Source organism: Geothrix sp. 21YS21S-4 (assembly GCF_030845995.1).
Lineage (GTDB): Bacteria > Acidobacteriota > Holophagae > Holophagales > Holophagaceae > Geothrix.
Genome location: NZ_CP132719.1, coordinates 2637775 through 2653879, shown reverse-complemented (window position 1 = coordinate 2653879; position 16105 = coordinate 2637775). Strand labels below are relative to the sequence as shown.

The window sequence follows — 16105 nt, the reverse complement described above, 5'->3', positions numbered from 1 at the left end:
AATGGACACGCCCATGCCTGAACTTTCCGCTGCCCGGATCCGGGTCGTGGTGTGCGAGGACGACGACGACCTCCGCGACATCCTGTTGGTGGGGCTCCCGGACTTCGGGATGGCCGCGTGGGGCGTGTCGTCCGCGGAGGCGCTGGAAACGTTCTTCGCGGCGCGGGAGGCGGATATTCTCGTCCTCGACCTGGGATTGCCGGGGGAGGATGGCTTCTCCGCGGCGCGACGGCTGCGGCAGGAGCGCCCGGCGCTGGGGATCCTCATGCTCACCGCGCGGGGCCAGGTGGAAGACCGGGTGCGGGGCCTCGCCGGGGGGGCGGACCTGTACTTCGTGAAGCCGGTGGACCTCCGGGAATTGGCGGGCGCCATCAAGAGCCTCCACCGCCGGCTGTCGCAGCGACCCGCGGCGGAAGCGCCCGTGGCGCCGTGGCGGCTGGACCGGGCCGGCTCGGTCGTCTTCTCTCCGTCGGGAACGCCGATTTCCCTCACCGCCAGCGAATTCCGGGTGCTGGTCCGGCTGATGGCGGAGCCGGGCAAGACCTTCAAGCACGACGACCTGTTGGGCCTCCTGGGGTGGGACGCGGACGCTGGTTCCAAGCATCGCTTGGAGGCCCTGGTCAGCCGCCTCCGGAAGAAGGCCAAGGAAGCCTGTCCCGGCGAGGCGTTTCCCCTGCGGGCCCGCCACGGCGAGGGCTACGCCTTCCTGTCCACGTCGAACCTGCGGGCATGAGGAGCCTGCGGCGCGCCCTGTCGGCGCTGGTCGCCGGATGGCTGGCGGCGGTGAGCGCCTGGGCCGCGCCCGAGGTGACGGTGGCGCGGGGCGGGCGGATCCCGCTCGCGGGCCACCTGGAACTCCTGACGGATCCCGCAGGCCGGCTGTCGTTGGCGGAGGTTCAGGCCGCCGCGGAAGGGTGCGCCTTCGCGCCGCTGCCGGGAAACGTCTCCCGGGGCTACGGAAAGGGAACGGTCTGGCTGCGCTTCACCCTTTTCTGGGGGAGCGCCACCGGGGACCGGAAGCTGGAAGTCCCCGTCGCGTTCCTGGAGGACATCCGCCTGTTCTCGCCCGGGGCCGAGGGGACCTACACGGAGCAGCCGCGGGGCGCGATCCTTCCCCTGACCGGAGCGGCGGATCGCTACCGCCATGCGGTGTTCTCCCTGCCGCCTCCGGCCTTCGCGTCCCATCGCCCGCAGGTCTGCTTCCTGCGCGTGGCCACGCGGACCACCATGGCGGTGGAGCCCATCCTGTGGGAGCCCGGGGCGTTCTGGGGCGCGGCCGTCCGAGAGAGCTTCTGGTTCGGAGGCTTCTTCGGGATCGCCTTCATCATCCTGATCGGCAACCTCGTGTACTGGATCCGCCTGCGGGAGAGCCTGCATCTCCACTACGGGGCCTACGTCGGCTGCATGATCCTCCTGTCCCTGGGCACGTCCGGGTACGGGAATCTCCTGTTCACGCCGGATCATCCGCGGGTGTTCCAGTGGCTCATCGGAACCACGAACTGCCTGTTTCTCGGGCTGGGCGGGCAGGTGTTCTCCGGGATCGTGGATTTCAGGAAGGGCTTCCCCCGGGCCGGTCGCGCCTACGGCTGGACCGTCTGGGGTCTCGCGGGTGCGGGCGTGGCCGTCTGCGCGATGGGAGGTTATTTTGCGATCGCCCCGCTCACGCAGCTCCTCCTGCTGGCGATGGCGCTCTTCAACGGGGCGCTGGCGGGATGGTTGGCCGTGCGGGGAAATGGCGCGGCGCGGCTCTACCTGCTGGCCTTCGGCGTCCAACTCGCAGGGGCCGTCCTGCTGCTGGGCCGCAACCTCGGTTGGCTGCCGGCCACGTTCGCCACGGAACACGCCTTCTACCTCGCGTCGATCTTCCACCTCATCCTGATGAACGTGCCCGTGGCCTACCGCTTGGAGCGCTTCAAGCGGGAACGGGACGTCGTGCGGACGGAGGCGCTGGCGGCCGCGGAGCGCCACGGCGCGGAGCTGGAGGCGCGGGTGGCAGCGCGGACGCTGGAGCTCCACCGCGAGAAGGCCCAGGCCGAGCAGGCCCTGGCGGAGATGCGGAAGATGGTGGACGAGCAGGAGCGGTTCATCAGCACCATCTCGCACGAGTTCCGGACGCCCCTTTCGATCATCGACGGCTCGGCCCAGATCATCGGGATGGCGCGGGGGAGCGCCTCGGCGCGGATTCCGGGCCATCTCGGGAAGATCCGCGGGGCCGTGCGCAGGCTGCTCCACCTTTTGGACACCAGCTTCCATCCGGGCCGGATGGCCGCGGGAACCTGGGCCTTCCGGCCCCAGCCCCTCGATCTGGCGCGGGAACTCGCCATGGTCGCCGCGCGCGCCCAGGCCACGACGGACACCCACCGGATCGTCGTGGATGCCGGATTCGGAGTCGAGACCGTGACCTGCGATCCCGAGTGGATCTCCATCGCCCTCCAGAACCTGCTCGACAACGCCATCAAGTACACGCCCGACGGCGGCGACATCCACCTTCGGATCTTCTCGCCGGAGCCGGGGTGGTTCGCCTTCGAGGTGGCGGATCCGGGGATCGGGATTCCCGAGGATCAGCAGCAGGACATCTTCAAGCGCTTCTTCCGCGGGCAGAACGCCGCCGCCACGCCGGGCGCCGGCGTGGGGCTGGACCTGGTGAAGCACATCGTCGACACCCACGGCGGGCGCCTCACGCTGAGCAGCCGCCCGGGGACGGGGACCGTGTTCCGGGTGTTCCTGCCCCGCACCAGGCCCGAGGCTGGACCGACCCCGGATTAGAAACGGGTGACGTACACTCGGGAGCAGGAGGTCCCATGATCCGCCCCTGGTCCGCCCTCGTTTTGTGCCTCGCCCTGCCGGCGGCGGCCCATGCATCTTCCGCCACGGCGCTGCCCAAGAAACCGGCGGCGGCCAAGCCCAAGATGCCGGCCCTGACCACCACGCCCAGCGGCCTCCAGTACGTGGACACGCAGGTGGGCACGGGCCCGCTGCCCCAGCGCGGCCAGCGGTGCACGGTCCACTACACCGGTTGGCTGTCCGACAAGGGCCAGCGCGGGAAGAAGTTCGACAGCTCGGTGGACCGCGGCGAGCCGCTGGTGATTCCCATCGGCCTGGGACGCGTGATCAAGGGCTGGGACGAGGGCCTGATGTCCATGAAGGTGGGCGGCAAGCGCACCCTCCACATCCCCGCGGCGCTGGGCTACGGCGCGCGCGGCGCGGGCGGGGACATCCCGCCCAACGCCGACCTGATCTTCGATGTGGAGCTGCTGGGCGTCCAGTAGCGCTTCGGCCTCAGAGCGCGATGCGGGTGCCCAGCACCTGCAGGAACTGCGCGATCCACGCGGGGTGGGCGGGCCAGGCCGGGGCGGTGACCAGGTTGCCGTCGGTCACGGCCGCGTCCACCGCGATGTCCGCGTACTTCCCGCGGGCCACTTCCACCTCGGCCCGGCAGGCGGGATAGGCGGAGCAGGTGCGGCCCTCCAGCACCCCGGCCGCGGCCAGGAGCTGGGCGCCGTGGCAGATGGCCGCCACGGGCTTCTTCGCGTCGAAGAAGTGGCGGACGATCTCCAGGACCTTGGGGTTGAGGCGCAGGTATTCGGGCGCGCGGCCGCCAGGAACCACCAGGGCGTCGTACTGCTCCGGTCGGACCTCGGCGAAGGTGGCGTTCAGCGCGAACCGGTGGCCGGGCTTCTCGGAGTAGGTCTGGTGCCCTTCGAAATCGTGGATGGCGGTGGCGACGTACTCGCCCGTCCCCTTGTCGGGGCACACCGCGTGGACCGTGTGGCCCACGGCCTGGAGCGCCTGGAAGGGCACCATGATTTCGTAGTCCTCGCCGAAATCGCCCACCAGCATGAGGATCTTCTTCGCGGCCATGACTGCCTCCTGGAAGGAAAACCGATCCGATCATACGCGCGGCGCCACGGAAAAGTCCCGCCGGAACGCGGGACTTTTCCGTGAAGGAGAGGGCCCGGTCAGGCCTTCTGGTAGACCTCGGCGCCCTTGGCCACGAAGGTCTCCGACATCTCCTCCATGCCCTTCTGAAGGGCCTCCTCCTCGGAGACGCCTTGGGCCGCGGCGTACTGGCGGACGTCCTCGGTGATCTTCATGGAGCAGAAGTGGGGGCCGCACATGGAGCAGAAGTGCGCGGTCTTGGCGCCTTCGGCGGGCAGGGTCTCGTCGTGGAATTCGCGGGCGGTGTCGGGATCCAGCGCCAGGTTGAACTGGTCCTCCCAGCGAAACTCGAAGCGGGCCTTGCTCATGGCGTCGTCCCAGATGCGGGCGCCGGGGTGCCCCTTGGCCAGATCCGCGGCGTGGGCGGCGATCTTGTAGGCGATGACGCCGTCCTTCACGTCCTTCTTGTTGGGGAGGCCCAGGTGCTCCTTGGGCGTCACGTAGCACAGCATCGCGCAGCCGAACCAGCCGATCATGGCGGCGCCGATGGCGCTGGTGATGTGGTCGTAGCCCGGGGCGACGTCGGTGGTGAGGGGCCCGAGGGTGTAGAACGGGGCCTCGTCGCACACGGCGAGCTGCTTGGTCATGTTCTCCTGGATCAGGTGCATGGGCACGTGGCCGGGGCCCTCGATCATCACCTGCACGTCGTGCTTCCACGCGATCTTGGTGAGTTCGCCGAGGGTCTCCAGCTCGCCGAACTGGGCTGCGTCGTTGGCGTCGGCGGTGCTGCCGGGGCGAAGCCCGTCGCCCAGCGAGAAGGCCACGTCGTAGGCCTTCATGATTTCGCAGATGTCCTCGAAATGCGTGTAGAGGAAGTTCTCCTTGTGGTGCGCCAGGCACCACTTCGCCATGATGCTGCCGCCGCGGGAGACGATGCCGGTGACGCGCTTGGCCGTCAGGGGCACGTAGCGCAGCAGGACGCCCGCGTGGATGGTGAAGTAGTCCACGCCCTGCTCGGCCTGCTCGATGAGCGTGTCGCGGAAGATCTCCCAGGTGAGGTCCTCGGCCTTGCCGTTGACCTTCTCCAGGGCCTGGTAGATGGGCACGGTGCCGATGGGCACGGGGCTGTTGCGGAGGATCCACTCGCGGGTCTCGTGGATGTTCTTGCCGGTGCTGAGGTCCATCACTGTGTCGGCGCCCCAGCGGATGGACCACGCCATCTTCTCGACCTCCTCCTCGATGGAGGACGCCACGGCGGAGTTGCCGATGTTGGCGTTGATCTTCACCAGGAAGTTGCGGCCGATGATCATCGGCTCGGTCTCGGGATGGTTGATGTTGGCGGGGATGATGGCGCGACCGCGGGCCACTTCGTCGCGCACGAATTCGGGGGTGATGCGGCTCTGGAGCCCGGCCGCCTCCCGGCCCAGGTTCTCGCGGATGGCGATGAACTCCATCTCGGGCGTGACGATTCCCTGCTTGGCGTAGTGCATCTGGGAGACGTTGCGGCCCGCCTTGGCCCGCAGCGGCTTACGGTCCGCGTGGAACCGGATGGCGTCCAGGTCTTTGTCGCGCTCCCGCAGCTTGCGGTAGAGGCTGGTGGCGCCGGGCAGCTCCTCCACGTCGCCGCGGCCCGTGATCCAGTCCTGGCGGAGGGGGTTCAGGCCCTTGGCCACGTCGATGGTGACGGCGGGATCCGTGTAGGGGCCGGAGGTGTCGTACAGGACGACGGGTTCGTTGTCGGTGAGGCGGTCCTGGAAATCGCGGGTGGGATGGAGCTGGATCTGGCGGAAGGGGACGCGCACGCCGGGCTGGCGGCCGCTCACATGGATCTTGGTGGAGGCGGGGAAGGGCGTCAGGCAGGCCGCGAGGGCCGTCCCGGCCACGGGAAGGGGCGCGGGATTCGACTGCATGGTCATGGAAACTCCAGACTTGAGGAAATTCTGTCCGGGATTGATCCCCGAATCAGAAAGTTTATCGCGCGGGGGGCGGGGCGACGAATTCAAAGATTCGACCCCAGGGGACGATAGGAAAGAACGGAGTCCGCCCATGCAGGACAAGCCCAAGGAAGATCAAGCCATTCCGGACCAGCTCATGCGGATCCTCCAGGAACAGGAGGGGGGCGCGGACCGCGTGCTCGGGCAGATCGAGGTCGTCCAGCACAGCTTTGAGGAAATCCAAGTGCTCGCCAAGGAGTGCCAGGAAATTCTCCGGCACCTGGTCCCTCCCTCCGACGACCTGGAATCCCTCACGGCCAAGCTCGAATCCATCGGATTTCACGCCGACAACGGGGCCTACAACATCCAGGGGGCGTTCGACCTCTACCAGTACCAGGACGTGGTGCGCCAGAAGCTGGAGCGCGTGGGGCGCAGCCTCATCGAAGTCTCCCAGTATGTCCTGGCGCGGCTGCAGCCCACGGAGGACCACATCCCCCGCATGGCGCCGTCGGGCCGGGACATCCTCCACCGCGAGCCCCAGATGGCCGACAGCACCAAGGCGGATGCGGATTCCGTGGTGGCCGAATTCTTCGCCCAGGCGCTGAAGGATCAGAGCCAGCGGAAGGCCGGGGGCTGAGTTCCCACCGGGGTGCCATAATCGGTTCCTCGGAGGAAGCATGCCCCGCCGCGTCCTGTTCATCAGCAGCCTGGCCCTGGGGTTGGTCGCCGCGCCCCGGTCCCAGCAGGAAGATCCCGTCCTGAAGGTCCGCGCCCAGCGGGCCGCTTCGCAGGGAATCTCCGAGGGCGACCTCCCGCCCGTGCCCCGCGGCATCGTCGAGCCTCCGCCCCTGCCGCCGCCGGAACTCCACGTGAGGGACACGCCCAAGGGGAAGCGGGTCGCCACGAAGGCCGCCCGGAAGAAGGGGAAGGCCGTTGCTTCCCGCAAGGCCGGCGCCCCCCGGGGCTCCGCCGCCACCAAGCGGAAGGCGAAATGAGGATCGGCGTCCTCACCTCCGGCGGGGACGCACCTGGCATGAACGCGGCCATCCGCGCCGCGGTACGCCAGGCGGACGCCCTGGGGCACGAGGCCTGGGGGATCCGCCAGGGCTACCAGGGGCTGCTGGAAGGGGACATGGCGCCGCTCCCGAGCCGGGCCTGCGCCAACATCCTCCAGCGGGGAGGCACCGTCCTCCATACCGCCCGCTGCCCGGAATTCCATCAGCCCGAACGACGGGCGGTGGCCGTCGCGAATCTCCGCGCCGCGGGGATCGACGCCCTGGTGGTGATCGGCGGCGACGGCAGCTTCCGGGCGGCGGAGGCCCTCCAGCGGGAGCACGGTATCGCCTGCGCCGGGATTCCCGGGACCATCGACAACGACCTGCCGGGCACGGACCGTACCCTGGGTTTCGACACGGCCCTCAACACCGCGGTGGAGGCCATCGACCGCATCCGCGACACCGCCTCCAGCCACGGGCGCCTGTTCCTGGTGGAGGTGATGGGGCGCAGCTCGGGGATGCTGGCCGTCCACACCGCCATCGCCTGCGGCGCGGAAGCGGTGCTCTATCCCGAATCTCCCGACGATTCCTACGAGACGCTGGTGACGCACCTCCACACCAACTGGCTGCGGGGCAAGCGCAGCTCCATCGTGGTGGTGGCCGAAGGGGACAGCGCAGGCAATGCCATGGCCGTGGGCGACCGGCTGCGCCGGGATCACGGGCTGGACCTCCGAGTGGTGGTCCTGGGGCACATCCAGCGGGGCGGAAGCCCTTCCGCCCTGGACCGGATCTGGGGCAGCCGCTGGGGCGCCGCCGCCGTCCGCCTGCTGGATGCCGGGCAGAAGGGCTTCTATCTGGGCGAAGTGGCGGGCGCCCTGGCGATCCAGCCGCTGGCGAGGGTCCTGGATCCCCATCCCGTCCCGCCCGGGGACCTGGGCGAGCTGGTGGGCGTCCTGTCGCGCTAGCCGCCTTGTGAGGGGCGGCGGGGGCGTGGTTCCCTGGAAGGGTCGCGCGGCGGCAGGAGGTCGATGATGGCGGAGCGTTCCCAGGATTCCCTCGTGGCAGTCGTGATGGCCGGCGGCCGGGGCACGCGCTTCTGGCCCCACAGCCGCAACGCGCGGCCCAAGCAGTTCCTCGCCATCGCGGGCACCGAGACCCTGCTGCACCAGACCGTTCGCCGCCTGGACGGCCACGTGCCTCCCGAGCGGATCTTCGTGGTGACGACGGAGGACCTCGCCGCCGAGACCCGCCGGATGCTGCCCGAACTTCCCGCGGAAAACGTGATCGTGGAGCCCGAGGGCCGGAACACCGCGCCCTGCCTCGCCCTGGCCCTGGTGCAGATCGAGCGGAAGGTGCCCGGCGGCGTCATGGCCGTCCTCTCCGCCGACCACTGGATCGGGGACCGCGAGATCTTCTTGGAGGATCTGGACCTCGCCGTGGACCACGCGCAGTCGGCCCACGAGCTGGTGACCTTCGGAATCAGGCCCACCTATCCCGAGACCGGCTATGGCTACATCGAGTCCGAAGGGAAGGGGCCCGTCCTCCAGGTGAAGGCCTTCCGGGAGAAGCCCCCGGCGGACGTGGCCATGGAATACCTGGAATCCGGGCGCCACTACTGGAATGCGGGGATGTTCGTGTGGACCCTCGCCGACTTCCGCGAAGGGCTGGAGAAGCATGCTCCCGACGTTCTGGCGCCCCTGGACGCCTGGACCGCCGCCGGCGCCGAACCCTCGGCCCTGGCCGCGGCCTACGGCCAGCTACCTAAAGTGGCCATCGACGTCGCCCTCATGGAGAAGGCCGGGACCGTCGCCGTGGTGCCCACCCGCTTCCGGTGGTCGGACGTGGGTTCCTGGCCCGCCGCCATCGAGTTCCACCAGGCCGATTCGGAGGGAAATGTCACCCGGGGCGACACGCTCCTGCTGGACACGCACAACAGCGCCTTCTTCGGCGGGAAGCGCCTCATCGCCGCCAGCGGCGTGGAGAATCTGATCGTCGTGGACGCGGACGACGCCCTGCTCATCTGCCACCGGGACCGCGCGCAGACCGTCAAGCAGATCGTCGAGCGGCTCCAGGCGGAAGGGCGCGCGGACCTGCTGTAAAGGGCGGGCTCCGCCTTCCCCGAGTCCCGCTACACTACCGCGCATGGACCGACCCGAAACCCTCCACGTGGACAAGCCCTGGGGCTGCTTCGACCAGTACGCCCTCAACACGCCCTGCACGGTGAAGATTCTCACCTGCAATCCCGGGCAGAAGCTGAGCCTTCAGCGGCACGGCCACCGGGGCGAGCTGTGGGTGGCGCTGGATCCCGGCGTGGTGGTGGACCGGGACGGCGCGGAACTGCGCCCCGCCGTGGGGGAGGAGATCTGGCTGCCCCTCGGCTGCACCCATCGGCTGCGCTGCGACGCGGATTCGCCGACGCCGGTGCGGGTGCTGGAGGTGAGCCTGGGCACCTTCGACGAGACGGACATCGAGCGCCTCCAGGACGACTACGGGCGCCGCTGATGCGCCCAGCGTTCCCGCCCTTTCTCCTCTTCGCCTTGGCCCTGCCCGCTTCGGCCCAGGGCGTGTCGGGCGAGGAGATCCTGGCGCGGGTGGACCGCCTCCGCCATCCGTGGCCGGCGTTCACGGTGGAACTCACGATCAAGGCCGGGGGCGGTTCCCAACGGTGGAAGGTCCTGTCCGGCGAGGGCGGCATCGCCCGTCTGGATGGCCTTTCCGACAAGGAGAAGGGCCGTTCCGTCCTCCTGCGGGGGGACGAGATGTGGCTCCTGGTCCCGGGGTCGACACGTCCCCTGAAGGTCACGCCCCAGCAGCGCCTCCTGGGCGCCGCGGCCGGCGGCGATGTGGCCCGCAGCCGGTTCCGGGAGGACTACGCGGTGACGGATCTGGCGGATGGGACGCTCGAAGGACGGCCCTGTTGGCGCTTGGAGTTGGAAGCCCGGCGACCCGCGGTCAGCCATCGGCAGGCGGTCCTGTGGGTGGCCAAGGAAGGATCCCTGCCCCTGAAAGCCGAGTTCCGGCTGGCGTCGGGCCGATTGGCGCGGACGGTGCGGTTCGGTCCCGTCGTCCAGGCCCACGGCCAGCCCGTCCTGTCGAAGATGGAGATGGAGGAGCCCGGCGGGCGGCAGGTCGAACTCCTCTTTAGCGGCTGGTCGAAGGGGGTGGAAGGCTCCCTTCTCCAATGGCCGGGATCGGAGCGGTGATAGGATGGAAGGCGAGGTGCCCGCAAGGGCTTCCCGCCACCATACGTCCCACCTATTGAGACCAGTCCCGTCCGCGGGACTCCCGCTCCAACTCCCCACCACTCGCAATCCCGCCAACCTACCCTCTCGAAGCGCCCGTACCTCCGGGCGCTTCTTTATTCCCCGTGCTTTTCCTTCTCGCGGGGGCGGGACTTCTGGTTGCGGGTCTCGGTGGCTTCGGTCGCGGCGGAGATCACGACGATGGAGATCCGGCGGTTCTGGGGATCCTTGGGATCCTTGCCCTCCAGGGGAACGGTGTCGGCGTAGCCCGTGACCCGGCGCACCTGCTTGGGGCGCAGGCCCCCGGCGGCGCTCTCCATCACCCGGCGCGCGGCGTTGGCCCGCTCGGCGCTCAGCTCCCAGTTGGTGTAGGCCTTGTTGGCGTACTGGGCGGCGTCCGTGTGTCCGCCGATGACCACGCGGTTGGGCAGCTTGCCCAGTTCCTTGGCGATCTCCTTGAGGATCGAAAGGGTGTAGGCCTTGAGGGTGGCGCTCCCCGAATCGAACAGCACCTGGGCCGCCTTGTCCTGGATCTGGATGCGGAGCCCCTCGTCCGTGAAGTCCATGCTGAGCTGATCCTGGAAGGCCTGCAGCAGCTCGTCCTTCTGGAAGGACTTCTCGATGGCTTCCGCGGTGGCCTCCAGGGTCTTGTGCTCCTCTTCCGCCGATGCGGGAGGGGCTTCCGCGGAGGTATCGCCGTCTCCGTCGCCGTCGGGCCCCGGCGCCATGCCGCGCCCGCCGGGGAGGATGCCCTTGCCGTGGTTGGCGAGGATCTCCTTGCCGCGCTCGGTGTTGAAGAAGTTGGGATCCTGGAACATCCCGGCGATCCCGGCCTTGGTGTTGGCGTTGGCGCTGTTCAGCAGCCACATCAGCAGGAAGAAGGCCATCATCGCCGTCACGAAGTCCGCGTAGGCCACCTTCCAGGCCCCGCCGTGGGCCGCGCCGTGGCCGCCCTTCTTCTTGACGATCCGGATTTTGACTTCAGGCTGCTGCTCGGCCACCTTCCGTCACCTCGGCTTGATCTGTCGGACCACTTCTTCGAGCTCTCCCGAACCGGGGCGCTCGGTGGAGGGGATGTTGCGGCGGGCGAATTCCACGGCGGTCACGGGCGCGGCGCCGTTGCCGAAGCTGGTGAGGCCGGACCGGAGGCAGTTGTAGTAGAAGCCTTCGGCGCCGTTGACGGCGTCGATGTTCTTGGCGAGGGGCTGGAACACCCCGTAGGCCAGCAGGATGCCCAGGAAGGTGCCCACCAGCGCGGCGCCCACCTTGCCGCCGATGACGTTGGGGGGCTGGTCCAGGAAGCCCATGGTGATCACCACGCCCATCACCGCCGCCACGATGCCGAACGCCGGGAAAGCGTCCGCCAGGTTGCCCACGGCCGCGCCGGGCGCCGCGCTCTCGGCGTGGTGCACGTCGAGGTCGGCGTCCATCACCAGGTCGATCTCGTCCATCTTGGCGCTGCCGTTGATGAGCAGCTTCATGGAGTCGCAGAAGAAATCGAGGGCGTGGTGGTTGTGGGTGAACGTCGGGTACTTCTTGAAGATCGCCGAATTGTGCGGGTCGTTGACGTCCTGCTCCAGGGCCAGCAGGCCGCCCTTCTTGATGTTGACGTAGACCTCGTACTGCATCATCAGGACCTCCATGTACACCGCCTTGGTGTACGGGCTGCCCTTGAGCGGCTTGGCGATGTCCGCCGCCACGCGCTTGATGGTGGTCATGGGGTTGGCGGCGAGGAAGGATCCGATCGCGGCGCCGAAGATGATGGTGCCTTCCGCCGGCAACGGATGAAGCAGGTTGGGGATGCTGCCCCCTTCCATCAGGTAGCCCCCGATGACCGCCCCGAAGACCACCACCAGTCCGATGATGAAGAACATGCTGCAGCTCCTGCCTGTTACATCGGTCCGGGACCGCCTGGACTGAATTCTGGACTCCGGCCCGTAACGGGCCGCTGGCACAATGGTGAATTCGGAGGACGTATGGTTCTTTCCAATCCCCAGCTTGGCCCTGTCGGCAGCTATATGAAGCATCATTTCCGGCACTTCAATGCCGCCGCGCTGGTGGACGCCGCCGAGGGCTACCGCGTCTACCTGGAAGGAGGCGGCAAGATGATGGTCACCCTGGCCGGGGCCATGAGCACCGCCGAGCTGGGCCTGTCCTTCGCCGAGATGATCCGCCAGGACAAGGTGCACCTGATCGTCTGCACCGGCGCCAACCTGGAGGAGGACATCTTCAACCTTGTGGCCCACGACTTCTATGAGCGCGTCCCCCACTACCGCGACCTGACGCCCCAGGACGAGGCGGATCTCCTCGGCCGCCACATGAACCGCGTCACCGACACCTGCATCCCCGAGATGGAGGCCATGCGGCGGATGGAAAAGGCCATGCTGGAGGTCTGGACCGAGGCCGACGCCAAGGGCGAGCACTACTTCCCCCACGAGTTCTTCCAGAAGGTGCTGAAGGCCGGAAAGCTGAAGGAGCACTACCAGATCGATCCCAAGCACTCGTGGATGCTGGCGGCCCTGGAGAAGAACGTACCGATCGTGGTGCCGGGCTGGGAGGACAGCACCCTCGGCAACATGTACGCCGCCGCCGTCATCCGGGGCGAGATCAAGAACGTCCACACCGTCCGTACCGGCATCGAGTACATGACCTGGCTGGCGAACCACTACCAGGAGGTCACGAAGACCTCCACGCTGGGCATGTTCCAGATCGGCGGCGGCATCGCCGGCGACTTCCCCATCTGCGTGGTGCCCATGCTCCACCAGGACCTGGAGCTGACCGAGGTCCCGCTGTGGGGCTACTTCTGCCAGATCAGCGACAGCACCACCAGCTACGGTTCCTACTCCGGCGCCGTCCCCAACGAGAAGATCACCTGGGGCAAGCTGGGCATCGACACCCCCAAGTTCATCGTGGAATCCGACGCCACCATCGTGGCCCCGCTGATCTTCGCGTATCTGCTGGGATGGTAGTGAGATAGAAAGGCTTCACCACCAAGGCACCAAGACACCAAGAACTGCAAAAGAGCTTTTCTTGGTGCCTTGGTGGTGATGAGTTTGCTTTTCAGAAATCCCAGACCATCAGCCGCGCCCCTTCGCGCCCCTTCACGGGGATCACGCGAAGGGGCGTTTCGCCGGGGATTTCGAAGCTGTGGCTGATGAGGCGCGTTCCGGGGCGCATCTCGCGACGGGCCTTGGCCCCCAGCGCGGGCATGGGGACGGGGGACAGGAACGCGTAGGCCACGTCGAACGCGGCGAGGTCCGTCCGCCATAGGCTGCCCAGGCGGATGCGGGCGTTGCGCCAGGGGAGGCACCGCAGCCAGGCCACCAGCCAGGTGAAGGGAGAGGCCTCCACCCCCACGAAGGTGGCGTCCGGCCGGGCCTTCGCGAGGTGGGCGACGGGGCCGCCGAACCCGCACCCCAGGTCCACGAAGCGCACGCCGGGACGATCCGGAACGAGGTCTTCCAGCTTCTTCCAGGCATCGCGGCTGGCGTGGTAGAGGGGGACGCGGGTGAGGAGGCCCCCGCCGAATACCGCCGCGAGAACGAGGAACAGGGCCAGATAGATCCAGGCCGGAAGGCCCAGTCCCCACGCCGCCCACACCAGGAAGGGCAGGGCCGCCTGGATGAGGAGCCAGCGGAAGGGCAGGGCCGCGAACCGGGACAGGAACACCGCGCCCGTCGCCTGGGCCAGGAGCCACACCATGGGTGGGAACCGCAGCCCGAGGCGCGCCAGGGCGACCAGGCCCGCGAAGGCGAGCGCCTGGGCCCCGAGGGCGCGGAAAACGGGCGGCAGGCGGTGGAAAAGGGACATGACCCTATCCTAGTCGGATGCCCCTTGGCCGCTTCGCCCCCTCGCCCACCGGCCTCCTCCACCTGGGAAATCTCCGGACGGCGCTGGCCTCCTGGCTGTCCGCGCGGGCGGTCGGAGGAGGCTGGATCGTGCGGATGGAGGACGTGGACGGCCCCCGCTGTCGCCGCGAGCTGGGCGAGGCGCAGCTGCGGGATCTGGACGCTCTGGGCCTCGTGTCGGACGTGCCCGTGGTCTGGCAGTCGGATCGCGGCTCCGCCTACCGCGAGGCCCTGGCGGCCCTCCAGGCGGGCGACCTTCTGTATCCCTGCCTCTGCACCCGAAAGGATCTCCAGACATTGGCGTCCGCGCCCCACGCGGAGGATGGCCTGCGCCCCTACCCGGGCCGCTGCCGGGAGCGCGACTGGGAGGGGTTCGACCGCGCCCTCCGCCTGCGGCTGCCTGAAGGCCCCGTGGCCTGGGAGGACCGGCTGCTGGGGCCGCAGATGGACGATCCGGGCGCTCTCACCGGCGATCCGCTGCTCTTCCGCCGGGACGGCTGCTTCGCGTACCACTTGGCGGTAGCGGTGGACGACGGGGCGAAGGGCGTCACGGAGGTGGTGCGGGGCGCGGATCTCCGGCCCGTCACCGCCACCCACATCCGACTCCAGGAGGCGCTGGGTCTTCCGCGCCCCGCCTACGCGCACCTGGGGCTGGTGGCCGCGCCGGAGGGGGGCCGCCTGGGGAAGCGGGCGGGGGCGCTGGGCCTTGAAGCCCTCGCGGAGCGCGGCGTGTCCGCGGAAGCCGTCCTCGGCTGGCTGGGCTGGAGCCTGGGATGCCTGGAACGGCCGGAGCCATGCCGGGCGGAAGACCTTGCCCCCCGCTTCGATTGGCGCCGCGTCCCCCCGGGCGAAGTCCGCGTCCCCGCCGCCTGGGCCTGAAACGGCGAAGGACCCGGCGAACCGGGTCCTTCACATCAGGCGGATGGTCCGTTAGGCCAGGTTGTTCACCTTAAGAGCCAGACGGGACTTGGTGCGGTCGGCGGCGTTCTTGTGCATGACGCCCTTCCGGCAGGCCTTGTCGACCAGGCCCTGGGTCAGAGGCAGCAGCTTGCTCGCTTCGGTCTTGTTGCCCTCGGCCACCATGGCCAGGAACTTCTTGACGGCGGTCTTCAGCGCCGAGCGGTTGCTGCGGTTGCGGAGGCGAGCCTCGGCATCGCGGCGGGCCTTCTTGGCGGCGGACTTGTGATTGGCCATGGCTCGGATCTCCAGCTTCCCTGGAAGCCCCGGGAAGCGCGAAAGACCATCCTATCGCAAAACCTGTGAGGGTCAAGGGCAAAAGGCCGCCCGCAGGATCCATTCGCCCCCTTCCGAAGGGGCCTCCCGTGGGTCATGCTGATCGGAGGCGAGTGGCCTCCGGAGAAGGATGGGCCATGCCGCAACAGAAATTGGAGTCCGTGCAGGATTTGGCGGGAAAGGCGAAAGCCCTGCGCCGGGACGTGCTGCTTCAGGTGTTCAAGGCCCAGAGCGGTCACCCGGGGGGAAGCCTCAGCTGGATCGACATCGGCGTGGCGCTCTACTACCACGAGATGGCGGTGTTCCCGGAGGATCCCGCCAACCCCGCCCGCGACCGGTTCGTCCTCTCCAAGGGCCACGCCTGCCCGGCCCAGTACGCCATCCTCGCGGACCAGGGCTTCTTCCCCAAGGCCTGGCTGGAGACCTTCCGCCAGTACCCCACCAAGCTCCAGGGCCACGCTGAGAACCACTTCACGCCGGGCGTGGAGGTCACCACGGGTAGCCTGGGCCAGGGTCTGCCCCAGGCCGTGGGGATCGCCCTGGGCCTGAAAGTCCAGAAGGCCCCGCAGCGCGTCTACTGCGTGGTGGGCGACGGCGAGTGCCAGGAAGGCGTCATCTGGGAAGCCGCCATGGCCGCGGCCCACCACAAGCTGGACAACCTGTGCGTCTTCCACGACCTCAACGGGCTCCAGATCGACGGCGACGTGAAGAAGGTGATGAACATCCACCCGGTGCCGGACAAGTGGCGCGCCTTCGGCTGGGCGGTCAAGGAGATCGACGGCCACGACTTCACGCAAATCCTGGAAGCTCTGGCCTGGGCCCGCACCGTGAAGGACCAGCCCGCGATGGTCTGCGCCCGCACCGTGAAGGGCAAGGGCGTGAGCTTCATGGAAAACCAGGCCGGGTGGCACGGCGTGGCGCCCAAGGCCGAGGAATACGAAAAGGCCCTGGCCGAACTGGCGGATTGAGGAACG

General features: G+C 68.7%; 18 protein-coding genes. 12 read left to right on the top strand and 6 right to left on the bottom strand.

The genetic code is table 11. The features are described 5' to 3' along the window. Window positions 1-13: 13 nt before the first annotated feature. From RAH39_RS12130 to RAH39_RS12120, 3 genes are all read left to right on the top strand, one after another. Entirely contained in the window at window positions 14-733 is a 720-nt protein-coding gene (locus RAH39_RS12130; protein ID WP_306590383.1) for a response regulator transcription factor, read from the top strand. Continuing rightward, a complete protein-coding gene (locus RAH39_RS12125; protein WP_306590382.1) occupies window positions 730-2766 on the top strand; it encodes a sensor histidine kinase in 2037 nt (678 codons plus the stop codon). Before RAH39_RS12130 ends, RAH39_RS12125 begins: the two co-directional genes overlap by 4 nt. Window positions 2767-2909: 143 nt before the next feature. Then, window positions 2910-3269 (top strand): FKBP-type peptidyl-prolyl cis-trans isomerase, encoded by a 360-nt coding sequence (locus tag RAH39_RS12120; protein WP_373467365.1) that lies wholly within the window; start codon window positions 2910-2912, stop codon window positions 3267-3269. 10 nt (window positions 3270-3279) lie between these two features. Here the strand turns inward: RAH39_RS12120 and RAH39_RS12115 are convergent, their stop codons facing one another. Together RAH39_RS12115 and thiC are read right to left on the bottom strand one after the other, a co-directional pair. Further along, on the bottom strand, window positions 3280-3861 hold the full coding sequence (locus tag RAH39_RS12115) for a DJ-1/PfpI family protein (protein ID WP_306590380.1): 582 nt from the start codon (window positions 3859-3861) through the stop codon (window positions 3280-3282). A gap of 98 nt (window positions 3862-3959) precedes the next feature. Beyond that, window positions 3960-5789 (bottom strand): phosphomethylpyrimidine synthase ThiC, encoded by a 1830-nt coding sequence (gene thiC, locus RAH39_RS12110; RefSeq protein ID WP_373467364.1) that lies wholly within the window; start codon window positions 5787-5789, stop codon window positions 3960-3962. 136 nt (window positions 5790-5925) lie between these two features. On the opposite strand from thiC, the gene RAH39_RS12105 reads away from it, so the two are divergent. From RAH39_RS12105 to RAH39_RS12080, 6 genes are all read left to right on the top strand, one after another. Continuing rightward, a complete protein-coding gene (locus RAH39_RS12105) occupies window positions 5926-6450 on the top strand; it encodes a hypothetical protein (protein ID WP_306590378.1) in 525 nt (174 codons plus the stop codon). Between the two features lie 40 nt (window positions 6451-6490). Then, entirely contained in the window at window positions 6491-6808 is a 318-nt protein-coding gene (locus tag RAH39_RS12100; RefSeq protein ID WP_306590377.1) for a hypothetical protein, read from the top strand. Beyond that, window positions 6805-7773, top strand: coding sequence for a 6-phosphofructokinase (gene pfkA / locus RAH39_RS12095; protein WP_306590376.1), 969 nt, complete (start codon window positions 6805-6807; stop codon window positions 7771-7773). Before RAH39_RS12100 ends, pfkA begins: the two co-directional genes overlap by 4 nt. Window positions 7774-7839: 66 nt before the next feature. Continuing rightward, window positions 7840-8907, top strand: a complete 1068-nt coding sequence (locus RAH39_RS12090) for a mannose-1-phosphate guanylyltransferase (RefSeq protein ID WP_306590375.1) — start codon at window positions 7840-7842, stop codon at window positions 8905-8907. 43 nt (window positions 8908-8950) lie between these two features. Continuing rightward, window positions 8951-9310: a phosphomannose isomerase type II C-terminal cupin domain gene (locus RAH39_RS12085; protein ID WP_306590374.1), complete on the top strand. Its 360-nt coding sequence runs from the start codon at window positions 8951-8953 to the stop codon at window positions 9308-9310. Then, window positions 9310-10011, top strand: coding sequence for an outer membrane lipoprotein-sorting protein (locus RAH39_RS12080; protein WP_306590373.1), 702 nt, complete (start codon window positions 9310-9312; stop codon window positions 10009-10011). Before RAH39_RS12085 ends, RAH39_RS12080 begins: the two co-directional genes overlap by 1 nt. Window positions 10012-10166: 155 nt before the next feature. Here the strand turns inward: RAH39_RS12080 and motB are convergent, their stop codons facing one another. Together motB and motA are read right to left on the bottom strand one after the other, a co-directional pair. Further along, window positions 10167-11051 (bottom strand): flagellar motor protein MotB, encoded by an 885-nt coding sequence (gene motB / locus RAH39_RS12075; RefSeq protein ID WP_306590372.1) that lies wholly within the window; start codon window positions 11049-11051, stop codon window positions 10167-10169. A gap of 6 nt (window positions 11052-11057) precedes the next feature. After that, window positions 11058-11924 (bottom strand): flagellar motor stator protein MotA, encoded by an 867-nt coding sequence (gene motA, locus RAH39_RS12070; RefSeq protein WP_306590371.1) that lies wholly within the window; start codon window positions 11922-11924, stop codon window positions 11058-11060. A gap of 144 nt (window positions 11925-12068) precedes the next feature. Between motA and RAH39_RS12065 the strand changes: the two genes are divergently transcribed. Further along, window positions 12069-13019 carry a deoxyhypusine synthase family protein gene (locus RAH39_RS12065; RefSeq protein WP_306590370.1) on the top strand — a complete coding sequence of 317 codons (951 nt, stop codon included), beginning with the start codon at window positions 12069-12071 and terminating at the stop codon, window positions 13017-13019. Window positions 13020-13110: 91 nt separating this feature from the next. Here the strand turns inward: RAH39_RS12065 and RAH39_RS12060 are convergent, their stop codons facing one another. After that, a complete protein-coding gene (locus RAH39_RS12060; protein ID WP_306590369.1) occupies window positions 13111-13860 on the bottom strand; it encodes a class I SAM-dependent methyltransferase in 750 nt (249 codons plus the stop codon). 17 nt (window positions 13861-13877) lie between these two features. Between RAH39_RS12060 and gluQRS the strand changes: the two genes are divergently transcribed. Further along, window positions 13878-14777 (top strand): tRNA glutamyl-Q(34) synthetase GluQRS, encoded by a 900-nt coding sequence (gene gluQRS, locus RAH39_RS12055; protein ID WP_306590367.1) that lies wholly within the window; start codon window positions 13878-13880, stop codon window positions 14775-14777. Between the two features lie 51 nt (window positions 14778-14828). On the opposite strand, the gene rpsT is transcribed toward gluQRS, so the two are convergent. Beyond that, window positions 14829-15092: a 30S ribosomal protein S20 gene (rpsT, locus tag RAH39_RS12050; protein WP_306590366.1), complete on the bottom strand. Its 264-nt coding sequence runs from the start codon at window positions 15090-15092 to the stop codon at window positions 14829-14831. A 176-nt stretch (window positions 15093-15268) separates the two neighbouring features. On the opposite strand from rpsT, the gene RAH39_RS12045 reads away from it, so the two are divergent. Then, window positions 15269-16099, top strand: a complete 831-nt coding sequence (locus tag RAH39_RS12045) for a transketolase (protein ID WP_306590365.1) — start codon at window positions 15269-15271, stop codon at window positions 16097-16099. Window positions 16100-16105 lie beyond the last annotated feature (6 nt).